The sequence below is a fragment of the Mycolicibacterium tokaiense genome (genome assembly GCF_010725885.1).
GTDB classification, from domain to species: Bacteria; Actinomycetota; Actinomycetes; order Mycobacteriales; family Mycobacteriaceae; genus Mycobacterium; species Mycobacterium tokaiense.
The window spans coordinates 1,069,368-1,092,386 of the sequence record NZ_AP022600.1 but is presented as its reverse complement, the minus strand read 5'-3'; the positions used below and the strand labels follow the sequence as shown (position 1 = coordinate 1,092,386).

The 23,019-nt window shown below is 68.4% G+C and carries 17 protein-coding genes and 1 pseudogene; 7 read left to right on the top strand and 11 right to left on the bottom strand.

The features are described from left to right. The first annotated feature begins 55 nt into the window (after positions 1–55). On the top strand, positions 56–1,243 hold the full coding sequence (locus G6N58_RS05215) for an acyltransferase family protein (RefSeq protein ID WP_115279471.1): 1,188 nt from the start codon (positions 56–58) through the stop codon (positions 1,241–1,243). Then, complete coding sequence (locus G6N58_RS05210) at positions 1,240–2,190, top strand: D-2-hydroxyacid dehydrogenase family protein (protein ID WP_115279472.1); 951 nt, start codon at positions 1,240–1,242, stop codon at positions 2,188–2,190. The genes G6N58_RS05215 and G6N58_RS05210 overlap by 4 nt, the downstream gene beginning before the upstream one ends. Here the strand turns inward: G6N58_RS05210 and G6N58_RS05205 are convergent. The 8 genes and pseudogenes from G6N58_RS05205 to G6N58_RS05170 all read right to left on the bottom strand — a co-directional run bounded on the left by G6N58_RS05205 (position 2,187) and on the right by G6N58_RS05170 (position 13,230). Beyond that, positions 2,187–3,737 carry a DUF222 domain-containing protein gene (locus G6N58_RS05205; RefSeq protein WP_163907924.1) on the bottom strand — a complete coding sequence of 517 codons (1,551 nt, stop codon included), beginning with the start codon at positions 3,735–3,737 and terminating at the stop codon, positions 2,187–2,189. The two genes, G6N58_RS05210 and G6N58_RS05205, sit on opposite strands and share 4 nt — an antisense overlap. Continuing rightward, positions 3,652–3,951 (bottom strand): hypothetical protein, encoded by a 300-nt coding sequence (locus G6N58_RS05200; protein ID WP_163907922.1) that lies wholly within the window; start codon positions 3,949–3,951, stop codon positions 3,652–3,654. The genes G6N58_RS05205 and G6N58_RS05200 overlap by 86 nt, the downstream gene beginning before the upstream one ends. 139 nt (positions 3,952–4,090) lie before the next feature. Next, positions 4,091–5,475: pseudogene (locus tag G6N58_RS05195) on the bottom strand (IS256 family transposase). A 431-nt stretch (positions 5,476–5,906) separates the two neighbouring features. Next, the gene (locus tag G6N58_RS05190; RefSeq protein WP_115279475.1) at positions 5,907–7,346 is read right to left on the bottom strand and encodes an AMP-binding protein; all 1,440 of its coding nucleotides are present in this window, start codon (positions 7,344–7,346) and stop codon (positions 5,907–5,909) included. A 1-nt stretch (position 7,347) separates the two neighbouring features. Then, positions 7,348–8,325, bottom strand: a complete 978-nt coding sequence (locus tag G6N58_RS05185; RefSeq protein WP_163907920.1) for a phosphotriesterase family protein — start codon at positions 8,323–8,325, stop codon at positions 7,348–7,350. Between the two features lie 10 nt (positions 8,326–8,335). Further along, positions 8,336–12,493: an alpha-(1->3)-arabinofuranosyltransferase gene (locus G6N58_RS05180; protein ID WP_115279476.1), complete on the bottom strand. Its 4,158-nt coding sequence runs from the start codon at positions 12,491–12,493 to the stop codon at positions 8,336–8,338. A gap of 37 nt (positions 12,494–12,530) precedes the next feature. After that, positions 12,531–12,704 (bottom strand): DUF2613 domain-containing protein, encoded by a 174-nt coding sequence (locus G6N58_RS05175; RefSeq protein WP_068918880.1) that lies wholly within the window; start codon positions 12,702–12,704, stop codon positions 12,531–12,533. A gap of 67 nt (positions 12,705–12,771) precedes the next feature. Continuing rightward, positions 12,772–13,230 carry a universal stress protein gene (locus tag G6N58_RS05170; RefSeq protein ID WP_115279477.1) on the bottom strand — a complete coding sequence of 153 codons (459 nt, stop codon included), beginning with the start codon at positions 13,228–13,230 and terminating at the stop codon, positions 12,772–12,774. 78 nt (positions 13,231–13,308) lie between these two features. On the opposite strand from G6N58_RS05170, the gene G6N58_RS05165 reads away from it, so the two are divergent. Genes G6N58_RS05165 through G6N58_RS05155 form a run of 3 tightly spaced genes read left to right on the top strand, consistent with a single transcriptional unit; the run spans position 13,309 to position 15,958 of the window. After that, on the top strand, positions 13,309–14,493 hold the full coding sequence (locus G6N58_RS05165; RefSeq protein ID WP_115279478.1) for a glycoside hydrolase family 3 N-terminal domain-containing protein: 1,185 nt from the start codon (positions 13,309–13,311) through the stop codon (positions 14,491–14,493). A 9-nt stretch (positions 14,494–14,502) separates the two neighbouring features. Next, positions 14,503–15,102, top strand: a complete 600-nt coding sequence (locus G6N58_RS05160; protein WP_115279479.1) for a TetR/AcrR family transcriptional regulator — start codon at positions 14,503–14,505, stop codon at positions 15,100–15,102. Then, positions 15,092–15,958, top strand: a complete 867-nt coding sequence (locus tag G6N58_RS05155) for a formylglycine-generating enzyme family protein (protein ID WP_115279480.1) — start codon at positions 15,092–15,094, stop codon at positions 15,956–15,958. The genes G6N58_RS05160 and G6N58_RS05155 overlap by 11 nt, the downstream gene beginning before the upstream one ends. Here the strand turns inward: G6N58_RS05155 and G6N58_RS05150 are convergent, their stop codons facing one another. Beyond that, a complete protein-coding gene (locus tag G6N58_RS05150) occupies positions 15,959–16,804 on the bottom strand; it encodes a MaoC/PaaZ C-terminal domain-containing protein (protein ID WP_068918875.1) in 846 nt (281 codons plus the stop codon). It lies immediately after the preceding gene. A 2-nt stretch (positions 16,805–16,806) separates the two neighbouring features. Continuing rightward, entirely contained in the window at positions 16,807–18,174 is a 1,368-nt protein-coding gene (locus tag G6N58_RS05145; RefSeq protein WP_115279481.1) for a 3-oxoacyl-ACP reductase, read from the bottom strand. Between the two features lie 101 nt (positions 18,175–18,275). Between G6N58_RS05145 and G6N58_RS05140 the strand changes: the two genes are divergently transcribed. After that, complete coding sequence (locus tag G6N58_RS05140) at positions 18,276–19,583, top strand: acetyl-CoA C-acetyltransferase (RefSeq protein ID WP_068918873.1); 1,308 nt, start codon at positions 18,276–18,278, stop codon at positions 19,581–19,583. Positions 19,584–19,836: 253 nt separating this feature from the next. Here G6N58_RS05140 and G6N58_RS05135 read toward each other — a convergent pair whose 3' ends face one another. Next, the gene (locus tag G6N58_RS05135; RefSeq protein ID WP_115279482.1) at positions 19,837–21,672 is read right to left on the bottom strand and encodes an acyl-CoA dehydrogenase; all 1,836 of its coding nucleotides are present in this window, start codon (positions 21,670–21,672) and stop codon (positions 19,837–19,839) included. 226 nt (positions 21,673–21,898) lie between these two features. Between G6N58_RS05135 and G6N58_RS05130 the strand changes: the two genes are divergently transcribed. Beyond that, complete coding sequence (locus G6N58_RS05130; protein ID WP_115281797.1) at positions 21,899–22,987, top strand: NAD(P)H-dependent amine dehydrogenase family protein; 1,089 nt, start codon at positions 21,899–21,901, stop codon at positions 22,985–22,987. Positions 22,988–23,019: the final 32 nt, after the last annotated feature.

The following is a 23,019-nucleotide window of genomic DNA, read 5'->3' as shown; positions in this document are numbered from 1 at the left end:
AGACTCTAAGGCGCTGGCTTACCCGACTTCGTTACCCCTTGGCACACTGGACCCGATGTCTACAGGTCCCGAACACCGGCAGGAGTGGAGCACGCGCAGCTTCCTTCCTGCCGTCGAGGGTATGCGTGCGTGCGCCGCGATCGGCGTGGTCGTCACCCATGTTGCGTTCCAGACCGGCCATTCTTCCGGAGTCGACGGTCGCCTGCTCGGCCGCTTCGACCTCGCGGTGGCCGTGTTCTTCGCCCTGTCCGGCTTTCTGCTCTGGCGCGGGCACGCCGCCGCCGCCCGCGGTCTGCGCCGCACTCCGCCCACCGGGCACTATCTGCGGTCGCGGCTGGTGCGCATCATGCCGGGGTACCTGGTGGCCGTGGTCGTCATCCTGCTGCTGATGCCCGATGCCACCGGCGCCAGCTGGACGGTCTGGTGGGCCAATCTGACACTGACCCAGATCTATGTGCCGTTGACGCTGACCGCCGGGCTGACCCAGATGTGGAGTCTGTCGGTCGAAGTCAGCTTTTACCTGGTGCTGCCGCTGCTGGCGTTGTGCGCGCGGTGGCTGCCGGTGCGGGCCCGCATCCCCGCCATCGCCTCCGTCGCGGTGGCCAGCTGGGGCTGGGCGTGGGTGGTGTCGGCTCTGGACGTGGCCCCCGACGGGCTGAATCCGTTGAACTGGCCGCCGGCGTTCGCCTCCTGGTTCGCCGCGGGCATGCTGGTGGCCGAGCTGACGGTCAGCCCCGTCGGGTGGTGGCACCGGTTGGCGCGACGACGGCTGCTGATGGCGGCCGTGGCGGTGACCGCGTTCCTGGTGGCGGCGTCGCCGGTGGCCGGACCCGAGGGGCTGGTGCCGGGCACCGCCTTGCAATTCGCCGTCAAGACCGCCATGGGCGCGGTGCTGGCAGCGGCCCTGTTGGCGCCGCTGGTGCTCGACGAGCCCGGCACCCGCCACCGCATTCTGGGTAGCCCGCTCATGGTGACGTTGGGTCGGTGGTCCTATGGCCTGTTCGTGTGGCATCTGGCCGCGCTGGCCATGGTGTTCCCGATGATCGGTGAGTTCGCGTTCAACGGGCACATGCCCACGGTGCTGGTGCTGACACTGCTGCTCGGGTTCGCCTTGGCGGCGGTGTCCTATGCCTTGGTGGAGCAGCCGTGCCGGCAGGCGTTGCGGCGGTGGGAGTACCGGCGCAGGCCGCCGCCGCTGGACAGCTCCGTCACCGACACACCGGAACCCGCGGAGGCGCGATGAAACCCGTGCTGGCCATTCTCAACGACTACCAGGATGTGGCGTTGTCCTTCGGTGACTTCGACTCACTGCGTCCGCATTTCGACATCCGGGTGTTCCGCCGGGCTTTTGCCTCTGACTCCGAGACGGTGGCCGAGTTGACCGACGCCCAGGTGGTGGTGGCCATGCGGGAACGCACTTCCCTGGGCCGCAGTGTCATCGAAGCCCTGCCGCAGCTGAAGCTGATCGTCACCACGGGCACCCGAAATGCGGCCATCGATCTGGCCGCGGCGGCCGAGCGTGGGGTGGTGGTCAGTGGTACCGGGATGTCGCGGCATGCCGCCGGCGAGCACACCTGGGCGCTGCTGATGGCGGCGGCCCGCCACATTCCCGCTGAGGTGGCCGACCTGCGGGCCGGTGGCTGGCAGATCTCCGTCGGGGCCGAACTGCACGGACGGACGCTGGGCATCGTCGGCCTCGGGCACATCGGCAGTCAGATGGCGCGGTATGCGCAGGCGTTCGGGATGACGGTACTGGCGTGGAGCGCCAACCTCGATGCCGCCCATGCTCGTGAGCTGGGTGTGGAGCCGGTGACCAAAGAGCGGCTGTTCGCCGAATCCGACGTTGTGACAGTGCATCTGGTGCTCAGCGAACGCTCACGTGGGGTGGTGGGTGCTGCGGAGCTGGCGGCGCTGGGCCCGACCGGATTGTTGGTGAATACCTCTCGGGGCCCGCTGGTGGACGAGGCTGCACTGGTGGCGGCGCTGTCCTCGGGAACTCTCGGTGCCGCCGCGCTGGACGTATTCGATGCCGAGCCGCTGCCCGCCGATCACCCGCTGCGGACGCTGCCGAATGTGGTTGCGACACCGCATATCGGGTTCGTCACCGATGCGGCCTACAGCACGGCCTACTCCCAGGCGGTGGAAGACATCCACGCCTGGCTGCGGGGTGCGCCGATCCGGCTGCTCTAAAACGGTGGTGGTCTGTTCCATTCGGTGACGTGGGCGTCGTTGAGTTTGCGTTCGGCGTTGATGCGGTAGGCGCGTTGTCGGGCGTGGTTGCGTTTTCGGTATGTGGGGATGTGGTTGATCTTGCCGGGCGGGGTGGGTGTCGGCAGGGGCGTGTTGATCGGAGCTGAGGTGGTGCTGATGGCCGGGAAGTACAGGCGGCTGGCGGGCTTGCTGGTGTAGGTCTGCCCGGTGGGGGTGGTGATGGTGATGGTGCCGTCGGGGGCTTGGCTGTCGGTCCACCCGGCCCAGAACGTTTTGCCGAAATGATGCAGCTTGCAGTACATCTTGCCGCCGGAGGCGTGAGTTTTGCCGGCCGGCCACGGGGTGGTGTGGTCCCATTCGCAGAACTGGGCCGGGCGGTCGCAGTTCGGGAACCGGCACGTCAGGTCGCGGGCGGTGGTCCACTCCTGCAGGGCTGTTGACGGGCGGTACCGCTGCTCGGGGTCCGTTCCCGGTGCGGTGAGGTGGCGGACTGGTGCGCCGCGGGCGATGAGCGCGGCGATCAGCGGCGCCGGCATCGCCCCGAAGCCCACCAGGATGCCCGGGGGCGGATTGGGCACGCAGGGTGCTGGCACGGCATGGTCGGCCTCGACAGGTGCATCCTGTTCCGCGACGGGAACGTCGTGTTCTGGTGTGGCCTTGCCGGCCTCCCCGTCCACCTCGGGCTCGGGCCCGGTCTCGGTGGGCGAAGCCTGATCCACGCCGGGCGCTTCGTGTTCTTCCGCGGGCCGGCATTCGGCAGGTGAGCCATCGTTGGTGCTCTCCTGTTCGCGGGCGGGTTCTGGTTCGCCGTCGAGGGGGACGCGGGTGCCGTCGGGGTAGACCAGGGTGATGTCACTGCGCGGCTGGCCAGGGTCTGGCGGCAGCGGCGTGTCGCCGTCCATCAACGGATCGGGCTGTGCGTCGAGGGTGGCCGCTTCGGTGTAGATGTGCACCACCACCTGCGAGGCCCGGCCATCATCGTCGGCGGCGGCGGGGCAGTCCGGGTTCCCGCACTGACACGCCAGGTGGAAGAACCCCGCCCCCAGCGCCCCGTGGGCATCAGCGCGGCGCTGATTCAGCGTCCGGGGGTCGTCTGTGCAGACCCCTTTGGCCATCGCGGTGATCCGCTGCCAATACAACGCGGCATCGGCACCGGTGAGGCGCAGCAGGACCTCGGTGACCCCGTCTTTGGTTTCCAGGATCTCCACACCGCGGTCGCGGACCCGCACCCGCACCTGGCGCACCGCCGCCGGGTCGTACCGATTCACCCAGATGTCGATGGCGTTGTCGAGTTTCTTGACCGATAGGGCACCCCAGGTGGTGGCGGCCTCGGCGAGGTGGGTTTCGACGACGGCGAGTACGTCGGGGTCGATGATGTTGGTGGTGCGGTGCACGATGCGTCGGGCGATGTATTCCGAGATCTGCCCGCCCAGCAACAGTTCAGCGATCCTGGGCAACCGGGTGGCCAGCGCGAGGCCGATTTCCATGTCGTTGGACGCGCGGCCGTGGCTGGTGTCGCTGGCCAACGAGATCTCCGCGGCAGCGGACTTCCAGGCGGCTTCGGTGTCCTCGACGGGTGTCGTAGTCGTCGGTGTAGGTGCGGCTGGTCTTCTCGGCGATGAACAGCAGCCGGTGGGCGGCGACGGTGGCGGCCAGGGCGGTGTAGGTGGTGATCGCATCGTCGAGTTGCACGTCGGTCATCTGCGACCGCGCTGCGCAATCGGGCAACCCTGCGAACATGCCTCCACGATAACGACGGGGTCCGACAAAAACTGGCCGCCGAAAACAGCAGTGACAGATGAGTTTTGCACGAATCTCGAGTGTGGACGTGGAGCTTGTCAAGACTTTTGTGTATGAGCCGCGTTGGTTAGTACGTTGGTTAGTAAATGTATGGCTCTAGCCGGTCTGGGTAGGCCAGGACCAGGGCGCCTAGTGCGTGCTTCCACCCAGTGACGATGGCGCCTTCGACGAGACGGTTACTTTGCTTGTACCGCTGGGGCGTCGTTCGGTCGCGGTGACGAACGCGTTCTCGGGAGCGTTTGTCTTCGATATCGCAGATCGCAAGCCACAAAGCTTCACTGCCGCTTGATCATTCGGGAAATGACCACGATTCTTGATGATTTTGCGGAGTTGATAGTTCAGCGACTCGATGGCGTTGGTGGTGTAGATAATTTTGCGGACGGCCGGCGGGAACGACAGAAACGGAATGAAGCGGTCCCAGGCCGCCTCCCAGGCTCGAACCGTAGTCGGGTACTTCTTCCCCCAAGCGGACGCGGCGAACTCGTGCAGAGCGATTTCCGCGGCATCGATGGTGGGTGCGGTGTAAATGAGGCGCAACGCAGAGGCCACCTGTTTGCGATCGCCGTAGGCAACAAAACGCATCGACGACCGAAGGAGATGCACCGTGCATGTTTGCACGATGGTCTGCGGCCACGTCGCGGCAATCGCGTCGCCGAAGCCGGTTAGCCCATCCACACAGGCGATGAGCACGTCCTTAACGCCACGATTGGCCAGCTCAGCGCACACTCCAGCCCAGAATTTCGCTCCCTCGGTGGGCTGGACCCAAATCCCCAGCACGTGGCGGATCCCGTCCATATCGACTCCGACAGCGATGTGAGCGGACTTGTTTCGGACCTGATGACCGTCGCGGATCTTGATCACCAGAGCGTCCAGATAGACGATCGGGTACATCGGATCCAGGGGCATGCGCTGCCACTCCAGGACCTCTTCGAGCACCGCGTCGGTGATTTTGCTGATCGTCTCCCGCGAGATCTCGGTGCCGATCGTGGTGGCCAGGTGATGCTCGATGTCGCGGACGGTCATCCCGCCGGCATAGAGGCTGATGATCATCGAATCCAGTCCACCGATGCGCCGCGAGCCCTTCGGAACCAGCATCGGAATGAAGCTGCCGTCGCGGTCACGTGGAATGGCCAGGGTGACGTCGCCGACCTCGCTGGAGACTGTCTTGGCGCTGAAACCGTTGCGGGCGTTGGGAAGTACCCGCCCAGCGGGATCGCCCTTGTCGTAGCCGAGATGGCCGGTCAGCTCCGTCTGCAGGCCGCGCTCCAGGACCGCCTTGACCATCTCCTGCAGAAAGCCACCTTCGCCAGTCAACTGCAGCTCACCCGCGTCGATCTTGGCTAGTACGTCGTCGAAACCGCCCGAGGCCTTCAACGCCTCGAACGCCTGCCGGCCTGACTCCAGCCGGTCTACTTCCTCGCCGTTATCGCCGTCACCGGCCTGACTGTCCTGCCGAACAACCATGGACATCATCGTGCTCCATCTGGCTCATGCAGCTCCTACACAAACCATCTGACACGCCCTGGACGTGATCCCCGCCGCGCCTCAGAAAGTGGGTAACAACTCCACACTCAAGCAACCAACACCCGCACCGCCCTGCAGAAGTGGCAGAGCCGGACTCACCCGTGCCGAGCGTGCGCACACTGCACACAAACCACGGCGCCCCCGTACAAACACGCACGCTCGGCGGTAGAGGTGGGGCACGGCCCGAGTGTGGACTTGATCCGCGCCGCGCCTCAGAAAGTGGGTCACAACTCCACACTCGAGCAACCGACACCCGCACCGCCCTGCAGAAGTGCCAGAGCCGGACTCACCCGTGCCGAGCGTGCGCACACTGCACACAAACCACGGCGCGCCCCCGTACAAACACGCACGCTCGGCAACAGGGATGAGGCCTACAGGCGGGCCAGGATCTCGTCACGCACGGCGGAGCGTCGCGCCTTGCCGGCATCGTCGCGCAGGGGCCGGTCCACGAACTCGATGGTCCGCGGCACCTTGTGGCTTTCCAGCCGTGACCCGACGAATGACAGGAGCTCCTCGGCGCTCAGCGGGCCCAGCGGCTGCACCAGTGCATACGGCACCTGGCCCAGATCGTCATGGGGCACGCCGACAACCAGGCAGGACAACACATCTGGATGCGCTGATAGTGCGTTCTCGATCTCGGCGGGATAGGTGTTGCGACCGCCGACGGTGAACATGTCGACCCGCCGGTCGCTGAGATACAGGAAGCCGTCGGCATCAAAGTAGCCCAGATCGCCCAACGAATCCCATCCGTCACGCGACTTCGCCGACGCCCCCACATACCGGTAGGTCGGCGAACTGCCCGGCGCCGGCCGCATGTAGATCTCGCCGACCTCACCGGGCGCACACACCCGGCCGTCGTCGTCGAGCACGGTCATCTCCCCGGCCACCACCACACCCACCGAACCGCGATGGGTCAGCCACTGCGTCCCGGAGATGAACGTCAGTGCCTGTAACTCGGTACCGCCGTAAAGCTCCCACACCGCCTCGGGGCCTACCAGCTCTATCCAGGCCTCCTTGACCGCCGGCGGACACGGGGCGGCCAGATGCCAGAAGCGCCGGATCGACGACAGATCGTAGGTCGATGGCGCGGCGCGGTACACCGGCAGCAGCCGCTGCATGATGGTCGGCACGGTGGCCAGGAACGTCACCCCGTGCTCGGTCACCAACCGGAGGAACTCGGCCGGCTCGAAGCGGGGCATGAGCACCAGATGATGCCCCAGCAGCAGCCCCATCACGGCGGTGGTGAATCCGGTGTTGTGGCTCAACGGAACCGAGACCAGGTTCACATCCCCGGGTTCGGCGCCCAGCGGATAGCCGATGGCCGCGGGGACCCGGCTGCCGCCACCGGCCTCGATCAGTTTCGGCCGCCCGGTACTGCCACCGGAGGCCATCGCCTTCCACACCGGCGACTCCACCTCCGGTAGCGGGTCCTCGGATTCGGAGGACTCCAGCCCCGCAGGCACCGACGCCACCACACCCCGCGGATCGGGCCGGCCCACCACCAGCGCCCGCGGCACCAGATCCAGCAGCGCCGCATACTCGGCGTCCGGTAACCGCGGCGACAGCGGCTGCGGCACCGCACCCAGCTTCCAGCAGGCAATCACGGCCTGCACCCACTCGATCGAATTCGCCACGGCCACCGTCACATACGATCCCTGACCGACGCCCAACGCGGCATACGCCCGGGCCAGCCGGTTGGTGGACCTGTCCAGCTCACCCCGGCTCACCGTGCGGCCACTACAGGTGACAGCCGGGGCGTCGGGATCCGCGGCAGCCAGCGCGGCCAGCTGCACGGGGATGGTGTCGGTCATCTCAGTAGCCGCCGCGCCGCTCGAAGATGTTGCGGGGGTTGGTGATCAGCATGGTGTCGATCTGTTCCTGGGTGACACCGCGTTCCAGCAGGGCGGGGATGACGTCGGTGTGGATGTGCAGGTAGTGCCAGTTGGGCAGGGCCAAGGGAATGGTCTCCTCGGGCAGGGCGTCGAAGTAGCAGGCCGCGTCGTGAGAGAGCACCATCTTGTCGGCATGCCCGCGCTCGCACATCTGCGCCACGGTGTTCACTCGGTCCTCGAACGGCAGGTAGACGTCGATGCCGAAGCGATCCATGCCGATGTAGGAGCCGGCGGCGATGAGCTCCTCGAGGTAGTCCAGATCGGTGGTGTCGCCGCAGTGCCCGATGATCACCCGCGACAGGTCCACGCCCTCCTCGGCGAAGATCCGCTGTTGCTCGAGTCCGCGGCGGGTGGCGGCGTCGGTGTGGGTGGATATGGGCACCCCGGTGCGCCGGTGCGCGACGGCCACCGCCCGCAGCACCCGTTCGACGCCGGGAGTCACGCCCGGTTTGTCGGTGGCGCACTTGAGGATTGCGGCCTTGATCCCGGTGTCGGCGACGCCCTCTTCGATGTCGCGAACGAACATGTCGGCCATGATCTCGGGGCCGCCCAGCTCGGCGCCGGGCCCGAGGTAGTGGAAGTACATCGGCACGTCGTTGTAGGTGTAGAGCCCGGTGGCGACGATGATGTTGAGCTCGGTCTGGGCGGCGATGCGCTTGATGCGGGGCAAGTACCGACCCAGCCCGATCACCGTCAGATCGACGATGGTGTCCACCCCGCGCGCCTTCAGCTCGTTGAGCCGCGCCACCGCGTCAGCCTCGCGCCGCGCCTCGTCACCGAACGCGTCGGGATAGTTCTGCGCGATCTCCGTGGTCATCATGAAGACGTGCTCGTGCATCAGGGTCACGCCGAGGTCGCCGGTGTCGATCACGCCGCCCGCGGTGTTCAAGTCAGCCACCGTGCCGATGCTAGAAGCCCGATCGCCCTTCGTGGGCGGAATCCTCGCCGAACCTCACCACCGAGGCGGCCACCAGCCCCACCGCGATCAGAGCCAGCAGCTGCACCCCCGCGGAGAACCCGACGTAGCCGTCGACAGATCGCCAGGGGTTCCGGGACAGCACGGCCCCGGCGAGAATCAGCCCGCCACTCGCGCCGGCCAGCGTCACCCGCTGCCACCACACCGGCCGCGACCGCAGCAACCAGAGCAGTCCCGCGGCTGCGCCGAACACCACGACCCCCGCAACACCGGCCAGCAGACCGCCCGCAGCCAGCACCCCGACCAGCATCCACGGACCCGGCCGCCACGTGTCACAACCACCGGAACCCACCCGCCGCGACGGCCACAACGCCAGCACCATCAGTAGCGGCAAAAGTGCCAGGCCGGTGGCCAATCCGGCCCGGTACAACCCGTTCGACGCGAAATCCAGGGTCACCGTGCCGTCGACGCCGGCCGGGATCACGAACCCCTGCTGCCAGCCGTTGACGGTCACCGGCCGCAGTGCGGTGCCGTCGGCCGCCTGGGCGGCCCAGCCCACGTTGACGCTCTCGGGGACGACAAGCACCCGGTCGGCATCCGCGGCGCTGACGTCGACTTCGCGGTGGTCGGCGTCCCAGCGCCCCATGCGCGCGGCCTCGGTGCGCGGGGGCGGCAGGGTCGCGTTGGCGGGTGAGGTCAGCTGGATCCCGTCGACGAAGAACGCGTCACCGGGGCTGACCAGTACCTCCTGCTGGCCGGCGGGCAGCGTCAGCGGCGTGCGGTCGCACACCTGCGCGGCGATCGGGCCGCCGTCGAGCAGGGCACCGACGGTGGTGGTGACCGAGGTCTGCAGGAACCGCCCCGCCGCCGCGATCACCGGGCCCCGGCCACACGGCAGCGTTACTTCCCGCGCGCGGTTGCGGGCACCGTCGGCTGCGGCGATCGGGCGGCCGTCCGGGTCCAAGGCCACCACCTCGGCCAGGCCGGGCGGCTTCACCTGATCGAATCCCAGTGCAGTGCGGTCGATCACGTCCGCCCAGTCCAGCAGGCTGATCCTGATCGTGTCGGTGACCGCGGGGTGCAGCTCCAGTGTCTGGGGCCCGTCGGGCGCCATGCTGCGCACCTGCGGACCGTCACCCAGGTCGATGGCCACCAGCGACGGATGGGTGGGCAGCGGGGAGGCGCTCGGCGTGAGCTCGACCGCGCTCACCCGGGTGGGTTGCGGCAGCGTCAGGGTCAGCGTCGGCGCGGTACGGTGCTGGACCACCCCCTGCGGCGCGGTCCAGGAGGTCCGCGGATCGCCGTCGGCGGCGGCGAAGGCGGTGCCCAGCACGTCGAACGAATCGGCGTCACCGTCGGCGCGGGCGGTGCCCGGCTGGCGGATCAGATCAGCCAGCTCGGGTCCCTGGCGTGGCCGCACCCACACCTGGGGTGTCAGCGAAACCTCCTGCGGCACAGTCAAAGTCCGGCTGAGGCTGCCCAGTTCCTCGGGGGCCAGAGACAGCGGCGACGCGCAGTGCACCCCATCGGGGGTGTCGACGCAGCCGGGCCGGCCCAGCAATTCCGAGCCCAGATCCCACATCGCCACAGTCGCACCGTCCGGCGGGCCGGGCACCACAGCGGTGTGCCGCAGGTTCACCGGGTGCGCGAAACCGGATGCGTCGTACTGGGTGACGGCCAGGTCGGTGATACCGAACTGCACGCCGCCGGAGCCGTCGACGGTCCCGATGGCGGTGACGCGCACCCAGGGCGTCTCCCCATAGGGCAGCGCGACGGTGATCGGGGTTCCCGGTTCGTCGACCCCGACGGTGGTGGTGCCGTTTTCGGTGGACACCTGGATCCGGTTCACCTGGGCGCCCAGCGCGGACGCGCTCGGCGTCAGCGTCAGCGTGGCGTTGGTGACGGGATGGTCGAAGTCCACCTGCAGCCACTGACCCAGGGCGGCCTGCAACGAGTTCGACACCCAGCTGGTCGCGGAGTCGGCATCGATGGCAGCGGGCGGCCCCGACGCGGGTGCCACGTCGGGCAGGGCTGTCGAGTCCGCGGCCGAACTGGACACGCTGATGCGGCCACCGTCCCAGCCGCCGTAGACCAGTTCCTGGCCGGGGGAGGGGTAGTCGGGCACGCGGTTGTGGGTGTGCCGCGGGTCGCCCTCGGCCAGGATGGCCGAGGAGTGGTCGTCGACGCGGCCGTAGTCGGTCTCGCGCGCGACGGGGGTGTCGGTGACGGTCACCACCGGCGTGCTCAGCCCGGCGGCCAGGGCGTCACCGGTCAGCAGCGCGGGGCCCAGCGGCGGACGGTCCTGCAGGCGGCGGCGCTCGTCGAGCCGCAGCAGCGACTCGGGTCCGCCGTCCACCCGGGCCATGGTGTCGGCGTCGGCGAGATACGGGCCGCTGGTGGCGCCGTCGACCCGGTAGATCTCCACCGCCGGGTACCGCAGCCGAAGCCCGCTGTCGCTGATGAATCCCTCCAGCGTTCCCGGCCCAACCGGGTCGCCGAACTGGGCCACCTTCTGCAGGCCCGGGGAGTTGTCCACCACCCGGTGCACCAGCACGGGCCGAGCTGAGCGCGAGGTGTCCGGGTCCAGGTCGTTGCGCACCACGACATACGAGATGCCCTGTCGGGCAAGGGTATCGGCCAGGCCCGCGGAGGGGCGGCCGGCGGCGAACAGTCGCTGTACCGAATCCAGGGCGCGGATGGTCTGCGGCGGGGTCAGTGGTATGGAATCCCTTACGCCCCAGGGGCTGTCGCCGAGCACCTGCAGCGGCTCGTCGTGGCTGCTGCCCCACACCTGCGTGGCGAACGGCGAGCCGGGCGCGACCAGTACCCTCCCCCGTTCGGTGTTGTTGGCATCCAGCCAGTCCGCGGTCTCGTGCCAGTAGGACGGAATGGCGGTGAAGGTGCCCGGCGGGGTCAGCCGTCCCGTCCACGCCAACGACGTCGCCACGGCCACCGCGGTGAGCACCACGATGCCCACCGCCACCCGCTTGTCCTTCTCGGGGCGGGTGAGTGACTGCAGCGACAACGGCACCCGGCCCAGCAGATGCGCCAACCCCAGCGCGATCGGCAGGCGTAGCAGCGGCTCGAACTTGTGTACGTTACGCAGCGGCGCACCCGCATCATCGAGGAACAGCTGCACCTGGTGGGCGATCGGTGAACCGAGCCCGCCGGCGTAGCCGAGCCCCATCAACACCAGACCGACCAGCAGGACGGTGACCACGCGGCCGCGGGCCGGCATGCTGCGCAGCGCCAGGCCCGCCAGCCCGGCCGCCGCCACCAGCGTGGTGGCCAGCACCGCCACCGGCCCGGTCACCAGTGAGGTGCCCGCGGTGGCGCCGGGGGCCACGAACGGTGTCCAGGCCGCGGTGCCGCGCAGCATCTCCGTCAGCGAGGTCCACTGGGTGGTGACGCCCGAGGATTCGATGTAGTCCAGGAACGGCGGACTGATGCGCCCCAGAGAGAGCAGCGCCACCACCCACCAGACGACGGCCAGTGCGCTGCTCAGCAGCCACCAGCCGCTGAACCGCAGCCAGATGCGGTTGGGCCGGTGGCAGGCCCACCAGATGATCGCGGGCAGGCAGGCGGTGAACGTGGCGACGGCGTTCACCGCTCCCATCAGCGCCAGCGCGAGGCCGGCGCGGGCCGCCAGCACCCGCAGGGACCGTCCCGAGTCGCCCCGCAGCGCCAGGATCACCGGCAGCAGCACCCAGGGTGCGAGCATCATCGGCAGGGTTTCCGACGAGATGGAGCCCACCGTGGTCAGCACTCGCGGCGACAGCGCGAACGCTGTCGCGGCCACCACCCGCGAGGCCGTCGTGCCGATGCCGAGGGCCTCGGCCACCCGCAGCAGCCCCCAGAAACCGGCAGCCAGCAGCAGCGCCCACCACAGCCGCTGGATCACCCAATCCGGAATCCCCAGCACGTCCCCGGCCAGGAAGAACGCACCGTGGGGAAACAGATAGCCGTAGGCCTGGTTCTGTGCCTGTCCGAACGGCAGTTCGCTGTTCCACAGATTGGCCGCACGGGCCAGGAACCGCAGGGGGTTGGCGGTCAGGTCGAGTTTGGTGTCCGGGGAAATGAGCCCGGGAGCCTGGGCGAAAGCCAGGGCCAGTGAGACAGCGCCGACGAGCCAGAGCCAGCGCCGGGACAGTCCTCCCGGAAGGACGCCTGCGGTTGTGGTGCTCAGGTCAGCTGCGGTCGCCGTATTCGACGCGGTTGAGCACCGAGGACGCCGGGTCGCCCGCCTGCAGTGGCGGCTTGGTGTCCTGCTGCACCATCAGCGTCACACCGAACACCGCGGCCGCACCGAGCAGCAGACCGACCACGATGCTGGCTGCGGCTGGCACCACGAACCGGGTCATGTGGAGAGCTCCTCAGCAGGGTCGGACAGACGGGAAAGCAACGTCCGCCAACCTAGCACGGCGCGCGTCACTGCCCCGGCGGCACGATCAGCACGGGCCGGCCACCGTGGCGCAACACCCGGTCGGCCACGCTGGACTGGATCAGGGACCGTACGCCGGTGGTGCCGCGGGTTCCGGTGACGATCAGATCGGCGTCCAGCTTGTCGGCCGAGTCGATGATGGTGCGCCAGACGGTTCCCGACACCGCCACCACCAGGCTCTCGGCGGCCAGGCCCATGTCGCGGGCCAGTGCCGTGCCGTCATCGTTGGTGCGCTGGGCGTCGGCGAAGGCGATGTCCAGGTCGTCGTCCTCGGGCAGGTCCGGGGGACCATCGAGGTCGATGCTCACCGAGTCGGTGGTGCTGTTGCGCAGGGGCTCCCAGACAGTCAGCACCACAGCACGTTCGGCAACCAGGAACCGTCCCGCATAGTGCACCGCGCGGCGCGCGTTGTGGGTTCCGTCGTAAGCGATCACCAAGACCGTCATGCCTCATCTTCGCAGGTGTGCCGCGGATGCGGGGCCAGTCGCTTTCAGCCGCGGCGGCCCGCGTGCAACAGTGAGGGCATGGTTCTGACCCGGACGCTCCTGTGCCTGGCCGCCCTGCCTGCCCTGTTGACGGCCTGCGCACCGGCCGCCCAGGCCCCGACCGAGCTGGCGGCACCGTCGCAGCAGACGATCACCAGCCCGCAGTCCACCCCGCTGTCGAACCCGCTGCCTGCGGCTCCGGCGCCGACGGCCTGCGGTGACCCGGTGGCGACCCTGTCCACCCGTGACAAGCTGGCCCAGCTGCTGATGGTCGGGGTGTCCGATGGCGCCGACGCCCGCGCCGTGGTGGCCGAGCACCACGTCGGCGGCATCTTCGTCGGCAGCTGGACGGACAAGACGATGCTCACCGACGGCACGGCCGCGGGGCTGAACGACGTCTCCGGGCCGCTGCCGGTGGCGGTCAGCGTCGACGAGGAGGGCGGCCGGGTGTCGCGGCTGTCCGGGCTCATCGGATCGCAGCCCTCGGCACGCGAGTTGGCGGCGAGCAACACGCCCGAGCAGGTGTACCAGATCGCGCTGGACCGCGGCCGGGCGATGCGTGGGCTGGGCATCACCATCGACTTCGCGCCGGTGGTCGATGTCAGCAGTGCGGCCGCCGACACGGTGATCGGCGACCGGTCGTTCGGGTCGGACGCCGCCGCGGTGACGGAGTACGCCGGCGCCTACGCGCGCGGCCTGCGTGACGCCGGGGTGTTGCCGGTGCTCAAGCATTTCCCGGGGCACGGCAGCGGCTCCGGCGATTCGCACACCGGTGCGGTGTCCACCCCGCCGCTGGACGAGCTGATGCAATCGGACCTGGTGCCCTACCGCACGCTGACGATGCAGGCCCCGGTCGCGGTGATGGTCGGCCACCTCGAGGTGCCCGGGCTGACCGGCTCGACACCGGCCAGCCTCAGCCCGGCGGCCTATCAGTTGCTGCGCACCGGCGGGTACGGCGGGCCGGGCTTCAACGGACCCGTCTTCACCGACGACCTGTCCGGTATGCAGGCCATCAGCGACCGCGTCGGGGTGCCCGACGCGGTGCTCGGTGCGCTGCAGGCCGGCGCCGACACCGCCCTTTGGCTGTCCACCGCCGAGGTGCCCGCCGTGCTGGACCGCCTCGAGCAGGCGGTGGCCGGCGGCGAGCTGTCGATGGCGGCTGTGGACGCCTCGGTGGCGCGGATGGCGCAGGTCAAGGGGCCGCATCCCGGCTGTGCCGGTTAATCTGGTCGCATGGCTGGTGGGACGAAGCGGCTGCCGCGGGCAGTCCGTGAGCAACAGATGCTCGACGCCGCCGTACAGGTGTTCTCCATCAACGGCTATCACGAGACGTCCATGGACGCCATCGCCGCCAAGGCGGAGATCTCCAAGCCGATGCTCTACCTCTACTACGGCTCCAAGGAAGAATTGTTCGGCGCCTGCCTGGCTCGCGAGCTCAGTCGGTTCGTCGAAGCGGTACGTGCCGATGTCGACTTCACGCTGTCGCCGAAAGACATGCTGCGCAACACCATTCTGTCCTTCCTGCGCTACATCGACGCCAATCGTGCCTCGTGGATCGTGCTCTACACCCAGGCCACCAGCTCCACGGCCTTCGCCCACACCGTGCGCGAAGGCCGCGAGCGCATCATCGACCTGGTGGCCCGGTTGCTCAGCGCGGGTACCCGGAACCCCGAGCCCGACACCGACTTCCAGATGATGGCGATCGCCCTGGTGGGCGCGGGGGAGGCGGTGGCCGCGCGGGTGAGCACCGGGGACGTCGACGTCGACGACGCCTCCGAGCTGATGATCAATCTGTTCTGGCGCGGCCTGAAGGGCAAGCCGCATGCTCAGTGAGCTGGTTGCCCTGCCGGGAAGCAGCTACCAGATGGGCTCCACGCGGTTCTATCCCGAGGAGGGTCCCGTCCACACCGTGTCGGTGCCGGCCTTCAGCATCGAGACGCACCCGGTGACCAACACGCAGTTCGCCGAATTCGTGTCCGCCACCGGTTACCTCACTGTCGCCGAACGGCCGCTGGACCCGACGCTGTATCCCGGGGTGGCCGAGGCCGACCTGCAACCGGGTGCGCTGGTGTTCCGGCAGACGCCAGGGCCGGTGAACCTGCGCGACTGGCGGCAGTGGTGGACGTGGGTGCCCGGGGCGTGCTGGAAGCATCCCTTCGGTCCGGACTCCGACGTGGCTGCCCGGCCGGACCACCCCGTGGTGCAGGTGGCCTACCCCGACGCCGCGGCCTACGCGCAGTGGGCCGGTAGGCGGCTGCCCACCGAGGCGGAGTGGGAGTACGCGGCGGGCGCGGGCGCCACCACCATCTACGCCTGGGGTGACGAGGTGGCACCCGGAGGCCGGTTGATGGCCAACACGTGGCAGGGCCGGTTTCCCTATGCCAACGACGGGGCGCTGGGTTTCGTGGGTACTTCTCCGGTGGGAACCTTCCCGCCCAACGCTTTCGGGTTGTCGGACATGATCGGCAACGTGTGGGAGTGGACCACCACCCGCTACGCGGCGCGGCACCAGAGCCGCAACGGTTGCTGTCCCGCCCCCGCCGACGGTGACCCGTCGGTGAACCAGGCGCTCAAAGGGGGATCGCACCTGTGTGCACCGGAGTACTGCCACCGCTACCGCCCCGCGGCGAGGTCGCCGCAGTCGCAGGACAGCGCCACCACCCACATCGGATTCCGTTGCGCGGCCTGACTACAGCGCGCGTATCTCACCCGTGAGGTGCGGGTAGCCCTTCTTCAGATTCCGCAGTGAGAGGTCCCAGCCGCCCGCCACCCGGTCGACGTAGAGGCCGGCGGTGGCCGGCAGGATCACCGGCTTGCCGAACTTAACGTGGTAGCTCACCGCGTCCGGTAGCTGTCCCTCGATGTTCCCCAACACCGCTGCGGCGCTGTACATCCCGTGGGCGATCACCGTGGGGAAGCCGAACAGCTTGGCGGCGACCGAGTTGGTGTGGATGGGGTTGTGGTCTCCGCCGGCCGACGCGTAACGCCGGATCTGTCCCGGGGTGATCTTCAGCAGTCCCTGCGGGGGCGGCAGCTTCTGCGGCTTGCGCGGCGGTGCCTTCGGCTCGTCCGAGAGGCTGGTGCGCTGTTGGTGCAGGAAGGTGGTGATCTGCTGCCAGGCCGGTTCGCTGCCCACCAGGACGTCGGTGAGGACATCCACCAGCAGACCCTTGCGGTGCTCACGCAGGTTGTCGGTGCGGGTCCGGACGTTCACGGTGTCGGTCACCGCGATGGGCCGAAGCTGGGTGATCTGGTTCTCCACATGCACCGAACCCATTGCCGCGAAGGGGAAGTCGAACGCCGTGAGCAGTGACATCACCGCGGGAAAGGTGAGGGCGAACGGGTAGGTCAGCGGGACGGTATCGCCGAACCGCAACCCGGTGGCCGCTGCGTAGGCGGCGACATGGGTCCGGTCGATGGCCAGTTCGTCGATGCTGACGGTGCGCTGCGGCAGGCTGTCGCCGCGGCGCACGAACGGCAACGCGCCCGCAGCCGCGCGCGCCAGGTTCAGCAGTCCGTTCGGTTGTTCGCTCACGATCAGGCCCCCAGCATGGCCTGGCCACACACCCGGATGGTGTTGCCGGTCACGGCATTGCTGGCCGGGCTGGCGAAGTAGGCGATGGTCTCGGCCACGTCCTCGGGTTTACCGCCCTGGAAGAGCGAGTTGAGTCGGCGGCCCACCTCACGGGTGGCCAGCGGGATGGCGTCGGTCATCTTGGTCTCGATGAACCCGGGGGCCACGGCGTTGATGGTGATGCCCTTCTCGGCGAACACCGGTGCCAGCGCCTGGGTCATGCCGATCATGCCGGCCTTGGTGGCGGCGTAGTTGGTCTGGCCGCGGTTGCCCGCGATGCCGGCCATCGACGACAGGCCGACGATGCGGCCGCCCTCGCCGAGGCTGCCACTGTCCACCAGACCCTGGGCCAGCCGTTGCGGGGCAAGCAGATTCACCGCGATCACGGAATCCCACTTGGCGTCGTCCATGTTGGCCAGCAGCTTGTCGCGGGTGATGCCGGCGTTGTTGACCAGGATGTCGACCCTGCCGCCGTGATGCTCGGCCAGGTGTTCGGTGATGCGCGCCACGGCGTCGTCGGCGGTGACGTCGAGGGTCAACGCCGTGCCGTCGACCTTGGCCGCCGTCTCCGCCAACGCGTCCGCGGCAGCCTCGACGTCCACGGCCACCACCTTCGCGCCGTCGCGGGCGAACACCTCGGCGATGGTGGCACCGATGCCGCGGGCGGCGCCGGTGACGATCGCGACCTTGCCGTCCAGCGGCTTGTCCCAGTCGGTCGGGGCGGCGGAATCGGCGTCGCCGACGTAGAAGACCTGCCCGTCGACGTAGGCGGACTTGGCCGACAGCAGGAATCGCAACGTCGACTCCAGCCCGGTGGCACCCGCCTTCGCCTCCGGTGACAGGTACACCAGGGCGATCGTCGCGCCGCGCTGCAGTTCCTTGCCCAGCGAGCGGGTGAAGCCCTCGAGCGCCCGCTGCGCGATGTGCTCGTCGACGTCGGTGATGGCGTCCGGGGTGGTGCCCACCACCACGATCCGGCCGGAGCGGCCGAGGTTGCGCAGCAGCGGGGTGAAGAATTCGTGCAGGGCCTTGAGGCCCACCGGGGTGGTGATCCCGGTGGCGTCGAACAGCAGGCCGCCGAACTGGTCGGCCCAGCGACCGCCCAGGTTGTCGCCCACCAGGTCGTAGTCCTGCGCCAGCGCGGTGCGGACCGGCTCGGCCACCCGGCCCTCGCCGCCGATCAGCAGGGGCCCGGCCAGCGGGGGCTCGCCGGGCCGGTACCGGCGCAGGGGCTCGGGCTGCGGCACGCCGAGCTGCTTGGCGAGGATGGAGCCGGGAGCCGAGTTGACGATTTGTGAGAACAGATCGGAAGCCACGGGCCTACCTTCCATGTGATGTCCAAGTGGTGTCCACATCGAACTTACTCCAGAGTAATATAGCTCGGTAGTATCGAAGACAGACACCCGACCTGACTTCTAGACGGAGGTTCCCCGTGACCAGTTCGAACAATCAGGCCCGCCGGCGGGTGGCCGTTCTGGGCGGCAACCGGATCCCCTTCGCCCGCTCCGACGGCGCGTACGCCCAGGCGTCCAACCAGGACATGTTCACCGCCACCCTCGACGGTCTGATCGACCGGTTCGGTCTGCAGGGCGAGCGCCTGGGTGCCGTCGTGGGCGGCGCGGTGCTCAAGCACTCGCGCGATTTCAATCTGATGCGCGAATGTGTGCTGGGCTCGGCGCTCTCGCCGTACACCCCGGCCTACGACCTGCAGCAGGCATGCGGCACCGGCCTGCAGTCGGCGATCGCCGTCGCCAACGGAATTGCGTTGGGACAGTACGAGTCCGGAGTCGCGGGCGGTGTGGACACCACTTCCGATGCGCCCATCGCCTTCGGCGACAACCTGCGCCAGGTGCTGCTGGGGCTGCGGCGCTCGAAGTCGAACGTCGAGCGGCTCAAGCTCGTGGGCAAGCTGCCCGCGGCGCTGGGAGTCGAGATCCCCACCAACGGCGAACCCCGGACCGGGATGTCGATGGGTGAGCACGCCGCCGTCACCGCCAAGCAGATGGGCATCAAGCGCGTCGACCAGGATGCGCTGGCTGCGGCCAGCCATCAGAACATGGCGGCGGCCTATGACCGCGGGTTCTTCGATGACCTGGTGACGCCGTTCCTCGGCCTCTACCGCGACAACAACCTGCGCGCGGATTCGACCGCGGAGAAGCTGGCCAGGCTGCGGCCGGTGTTCGGGGTGCGCAACGGGGATGCCACCATGACCGCAGGCAACTCCACCCCGCTGACCGACGGTGCCTCGGTGGCGCTGCTGTCCAGCGAGGAGTGGGCCTCCGCCCACGGGCATGAGCCTCTGGCCTGGTTCGTCGACGCCGAGACCGCCGCGGTGGACTACGTCAGCGGGGCGGACGGACTGCTGATGGCGCCCACCTACGCGGTGCCGCGACTGCTCGCCCGCAACGGTCTGACGCTGCAGGATTTCGATTTCTACGAGATCCACGAGGCGTTCGCCTCGGTGGTGCTGGCCACCCTGGCGGCCTGGGAATCCGACGAATACTGCAAGGAGCGTCTGGGCCTCGACCAGGCGCTGGGGTCGATCGACCGCGCCAAGCTCAACGTCAACGGTTCGTCCCTGGCGGCCGGGCACCCGTTCGCCGCGACCGGCGGGCGAATCGTCGCTCAACTGGCCAAGCAGCTGGCCGAGCGCAAGAAGGAGACCGGCAAGCCGGTGCGCGGCCTGATCTCGATCTGCGCGGCCGGCGGCCAGGGTGTCACGGCCATCCTCGAAGCCTGAGCTCAGCGCGTTGGCGGGGATTGCCGGAAAACCGGTTCGAGAATTTTCGGCCACCGTGTAACGCCCCGCGGCGGGCATTCGATGTACTGGATAGCTCCGTGTTGCCGTCTGACCCCCCGACCCGACGGCAACACGGGGCCACCCTTGTGGAGAGGGTCCCGCCGCTGGAGCTGAGGGGATTCTGGCGGCGGTTCTCATACTCCAAAAAAGAACCCCCCTGCCGAGGCAGGGGGGTTCATTCGTGTCACAGGGATCAGAAAGCGGCTTCGTCGAGTTCCATGATGTCGTTGTCCAGGTTCTCGATCACCGACCGGGTGCTGGTCAGCAGCGGCAAGAAGTTCTTTGCGAAGAACGACGCCACGGCCACCTTGCCCTCGTAGAAGGACTTGTCGGCGCCGGTCGCACCGGCATCCAATGCGGCGACGGCCACCGCGGCCTGGCGGGCCAGCAGCCAGCCGATCATCAGATCGCCGACGCTCATCAGGAAGCGCACCGAACCGGTGCCCACCTTGTAGATGCTGGCGGCGTCCTCCTGGGCAGCCATCAGGTACCCGGTGAGCGCCGCAGCCATGCCCTGCACGTCGGTCAGCGCGGTCGCCAGCAGCTCCCGCTCGGCCTTGAGGCGCCCGTTGCCGGACTCGTTCTTGATGAACTCCTCGATCTGTCCGGCGACGTGCGCCAGCGCAACACCCTTGTCGCGCACGATCTTACGGAAGAAGAAGTCCTGCGCCTGGATGGCGGTGGTGCCTTCGTAGAGCGAGTCGATCTTGGCGTCGCGGATGTACTGCTCGATGGGGTAGTCCTGCAGGAAGCCGGACCCGCCCAGGGTCTGCAGGCTCTCGGTGAGCTTGGCGTAGGCCTGCTCGGAGCCGACACCCTTGACGATGGGCAGCAGCAGATCGTTGACCCGCACCGCGAGGTCACCATCGACGCCGTGCACGGCACCGGCGACCTCGGCGTCCTGGTAGGTGGCGGTGAACATGTACAGCGCCCGCAGGCCCTCGGCGTACGCCTTCTGGGTCATCAGCGACCGGCGCACGTCGGGGTGGTGGGTGATGGTGACCCGGGGAGCGGTCTTGTCGGTCATCTGCGTCAGATCGGCGCCCTGCACGCGCTCCTTGGCGTACTCCAGAGCGTTCAGGTAACCGGTGGACAGCGTGGCAATAGCCTTGGTGCCCACCAGCATTCGCGCCATCTCGATGACGTCGAACATCTGGGCGATGCCGTCGTGGACCTCGCCCACCAGCCAGCCCTTGGCCGGCACGCCGTGCTGACCGAAGGTCAGCTCACACGTGGTGGAGACCTTCAGACCCATCTTGTGCTCGACGTTGGTGACGAACGCGCCGTTGCGCTCGCCCAGTTCGCCGGTCTCGGGGTCGAAGTGGAACTTCGGGACGAAGAACAGCGACAGACCCTTGGTGCCGGGACCTGCGCCCTCGGGACGGGCCAGCACCAGGTGGAAGATGTTCTCGAACATGTCGTCGGAGTCGGCGGAGGTGATGAACCGCTTCACGCCGTCGATGTGCCAGGAGCCGTCCTCCTGCTTGACGGCCTTGGTGCGGCCGGCGCCTACGTCGGAACCGGCATCGGGCTCGGTCAGCACCATGGTGGAGCCCCAACCGCGCTCGGCGGCGATGACGGCCCACTTCTTCTGCTCTTCGGTGCCCAGCTTGTAGAAGATGCTGGCGAATCCCGCGCCGCCGGCATACATCCACACCGCGGGGTTGGCGCCGAGGACGTGCTCGGCCAGCGCCCAGACCATCGCGCGGGGTACCGGGGTGCCGCCGAGCTCTTCTTCGATACCGACCTTGTCCCAACCGGCCTCGGTCACGGCGTGCACGGACTTCTTGAACGCCTCCGGCAGCTTCACCGAGTGGGTGGCCGGGTCGAAGACAGGCGGGTTGCGGTCGCCTTCGGTGAAGGACGCGGCCACGGGCCCCTCGGCCAACCGGCTCATCTCGTGCAGCATCTCGCGCGCGGTGTCGGTGTCGACGTCGACGTAGCTGCCCTGGCCCAGGGCCTTGTCGAACCCGAGTACCTCGAAGAGGTTGAACTCCTGATCGCGAACGTTGGATTTGTAGTGGCTCACGTGCTTCCTCCTCGATGAGAATCCACCGGTTGAAAATCTGCCTTCCGGTTGGGTACTCGGTCTAAGTTACCCACCAGTAACCCCTTCAACTATACCCACCGGTAACCCAAACGCAAACCACTGTGAGCTAGTTTCCGCGGCTAATCAACCCACCGGTTGGCCACCAGTGTAATTGACACCCGTCAAACAGACGATGGCGCAGGCCAGGGTGGGTTACGGTGACCGGATGCAGCTGCGTGTCGCGGTATGGGGAACGGGCAATATGGGCGCCACGGCGATTCGGTCGCTACGTGCATTCCCGGGTCTTGCCCTGTCCGGCGTCATCACGTCCACCCCCGACAAGGTGGGTACCGACGCCGCCGTCCTGGCCGGACTGGACGACACCACGGGCATCCTGGCCACCGCCGAAGCCGACCACGTGATCGCCGACTGTGACGCGGTGGCCTACATGGCGTCCGGGGACATCCGCCCCGACGACGCGGCCGCCGACATCGAGCGGTGCCTGCGCGCCGGAGTGCACGTGGTGACCCCCGCGCTGTACTCGCTTTACGACCCCACCTCCGCACCGGCGGAACTGCGCGACCGGCTGAGCCAGGCTGCCGAAGCAGGAGGCGCGTCACTGTTCGTCAGCGGCGTGGACCCGGGGTGGGGTAACGACGCGTTGGCTGTCCTGGCCGCCGGATTGTGCACGCGGATCGACACCATCGTCTGCCAGGAGATCTTCGACTACTCCACCTACGACCAGCCCTACTCGGTGCGCGAACTGTGCGGCTTCGGCAAGTCGCTGGACGAGGTCCCGATGATGCTGCTGCCGTCCATCCCCACCATGGTGTGGGGTGGCAACGTCCGGCTGATCGGACGCGGACTGGGCCTCGACGTCGACGAGATCACCGAAGAACTCGAACGACGGCCGTTGGATGGCCCGGTCGACAACGTGATGGGTCACTTCGAGGCCGGAACCCAGGGGGCGTTCCGGTTGAAGGTCATCGGCAAGGTGGACGGGCGTCCCCGGGTCGTCATCGAGCACATCACCCGCATCGACCCGGCCTGCGCGCCGGACTGGCCGACACCGGACCAGGGCGCCGGCGATCACCGGGTGATCGTGCACGGCGACCCGGAGTTGACCATCACGGTGCGCGCCGACGTGCCCGGCGGCACCCGCGCCGACGGCGGCAACACCACCGCCACCAATCGCCTGCTCGGTGCACTGAGCTGGCTGGCCCAGCAGAAACCGGCGATCTACGACGGCCTCGAGGTGCCACTGCGGTCCGACAACCCGCCGACGGTGGAGGCGGCGCGCTGGTCGGCCGATTGAGGGTTCCGATCAGCGAGATTCCTGCTGATGCC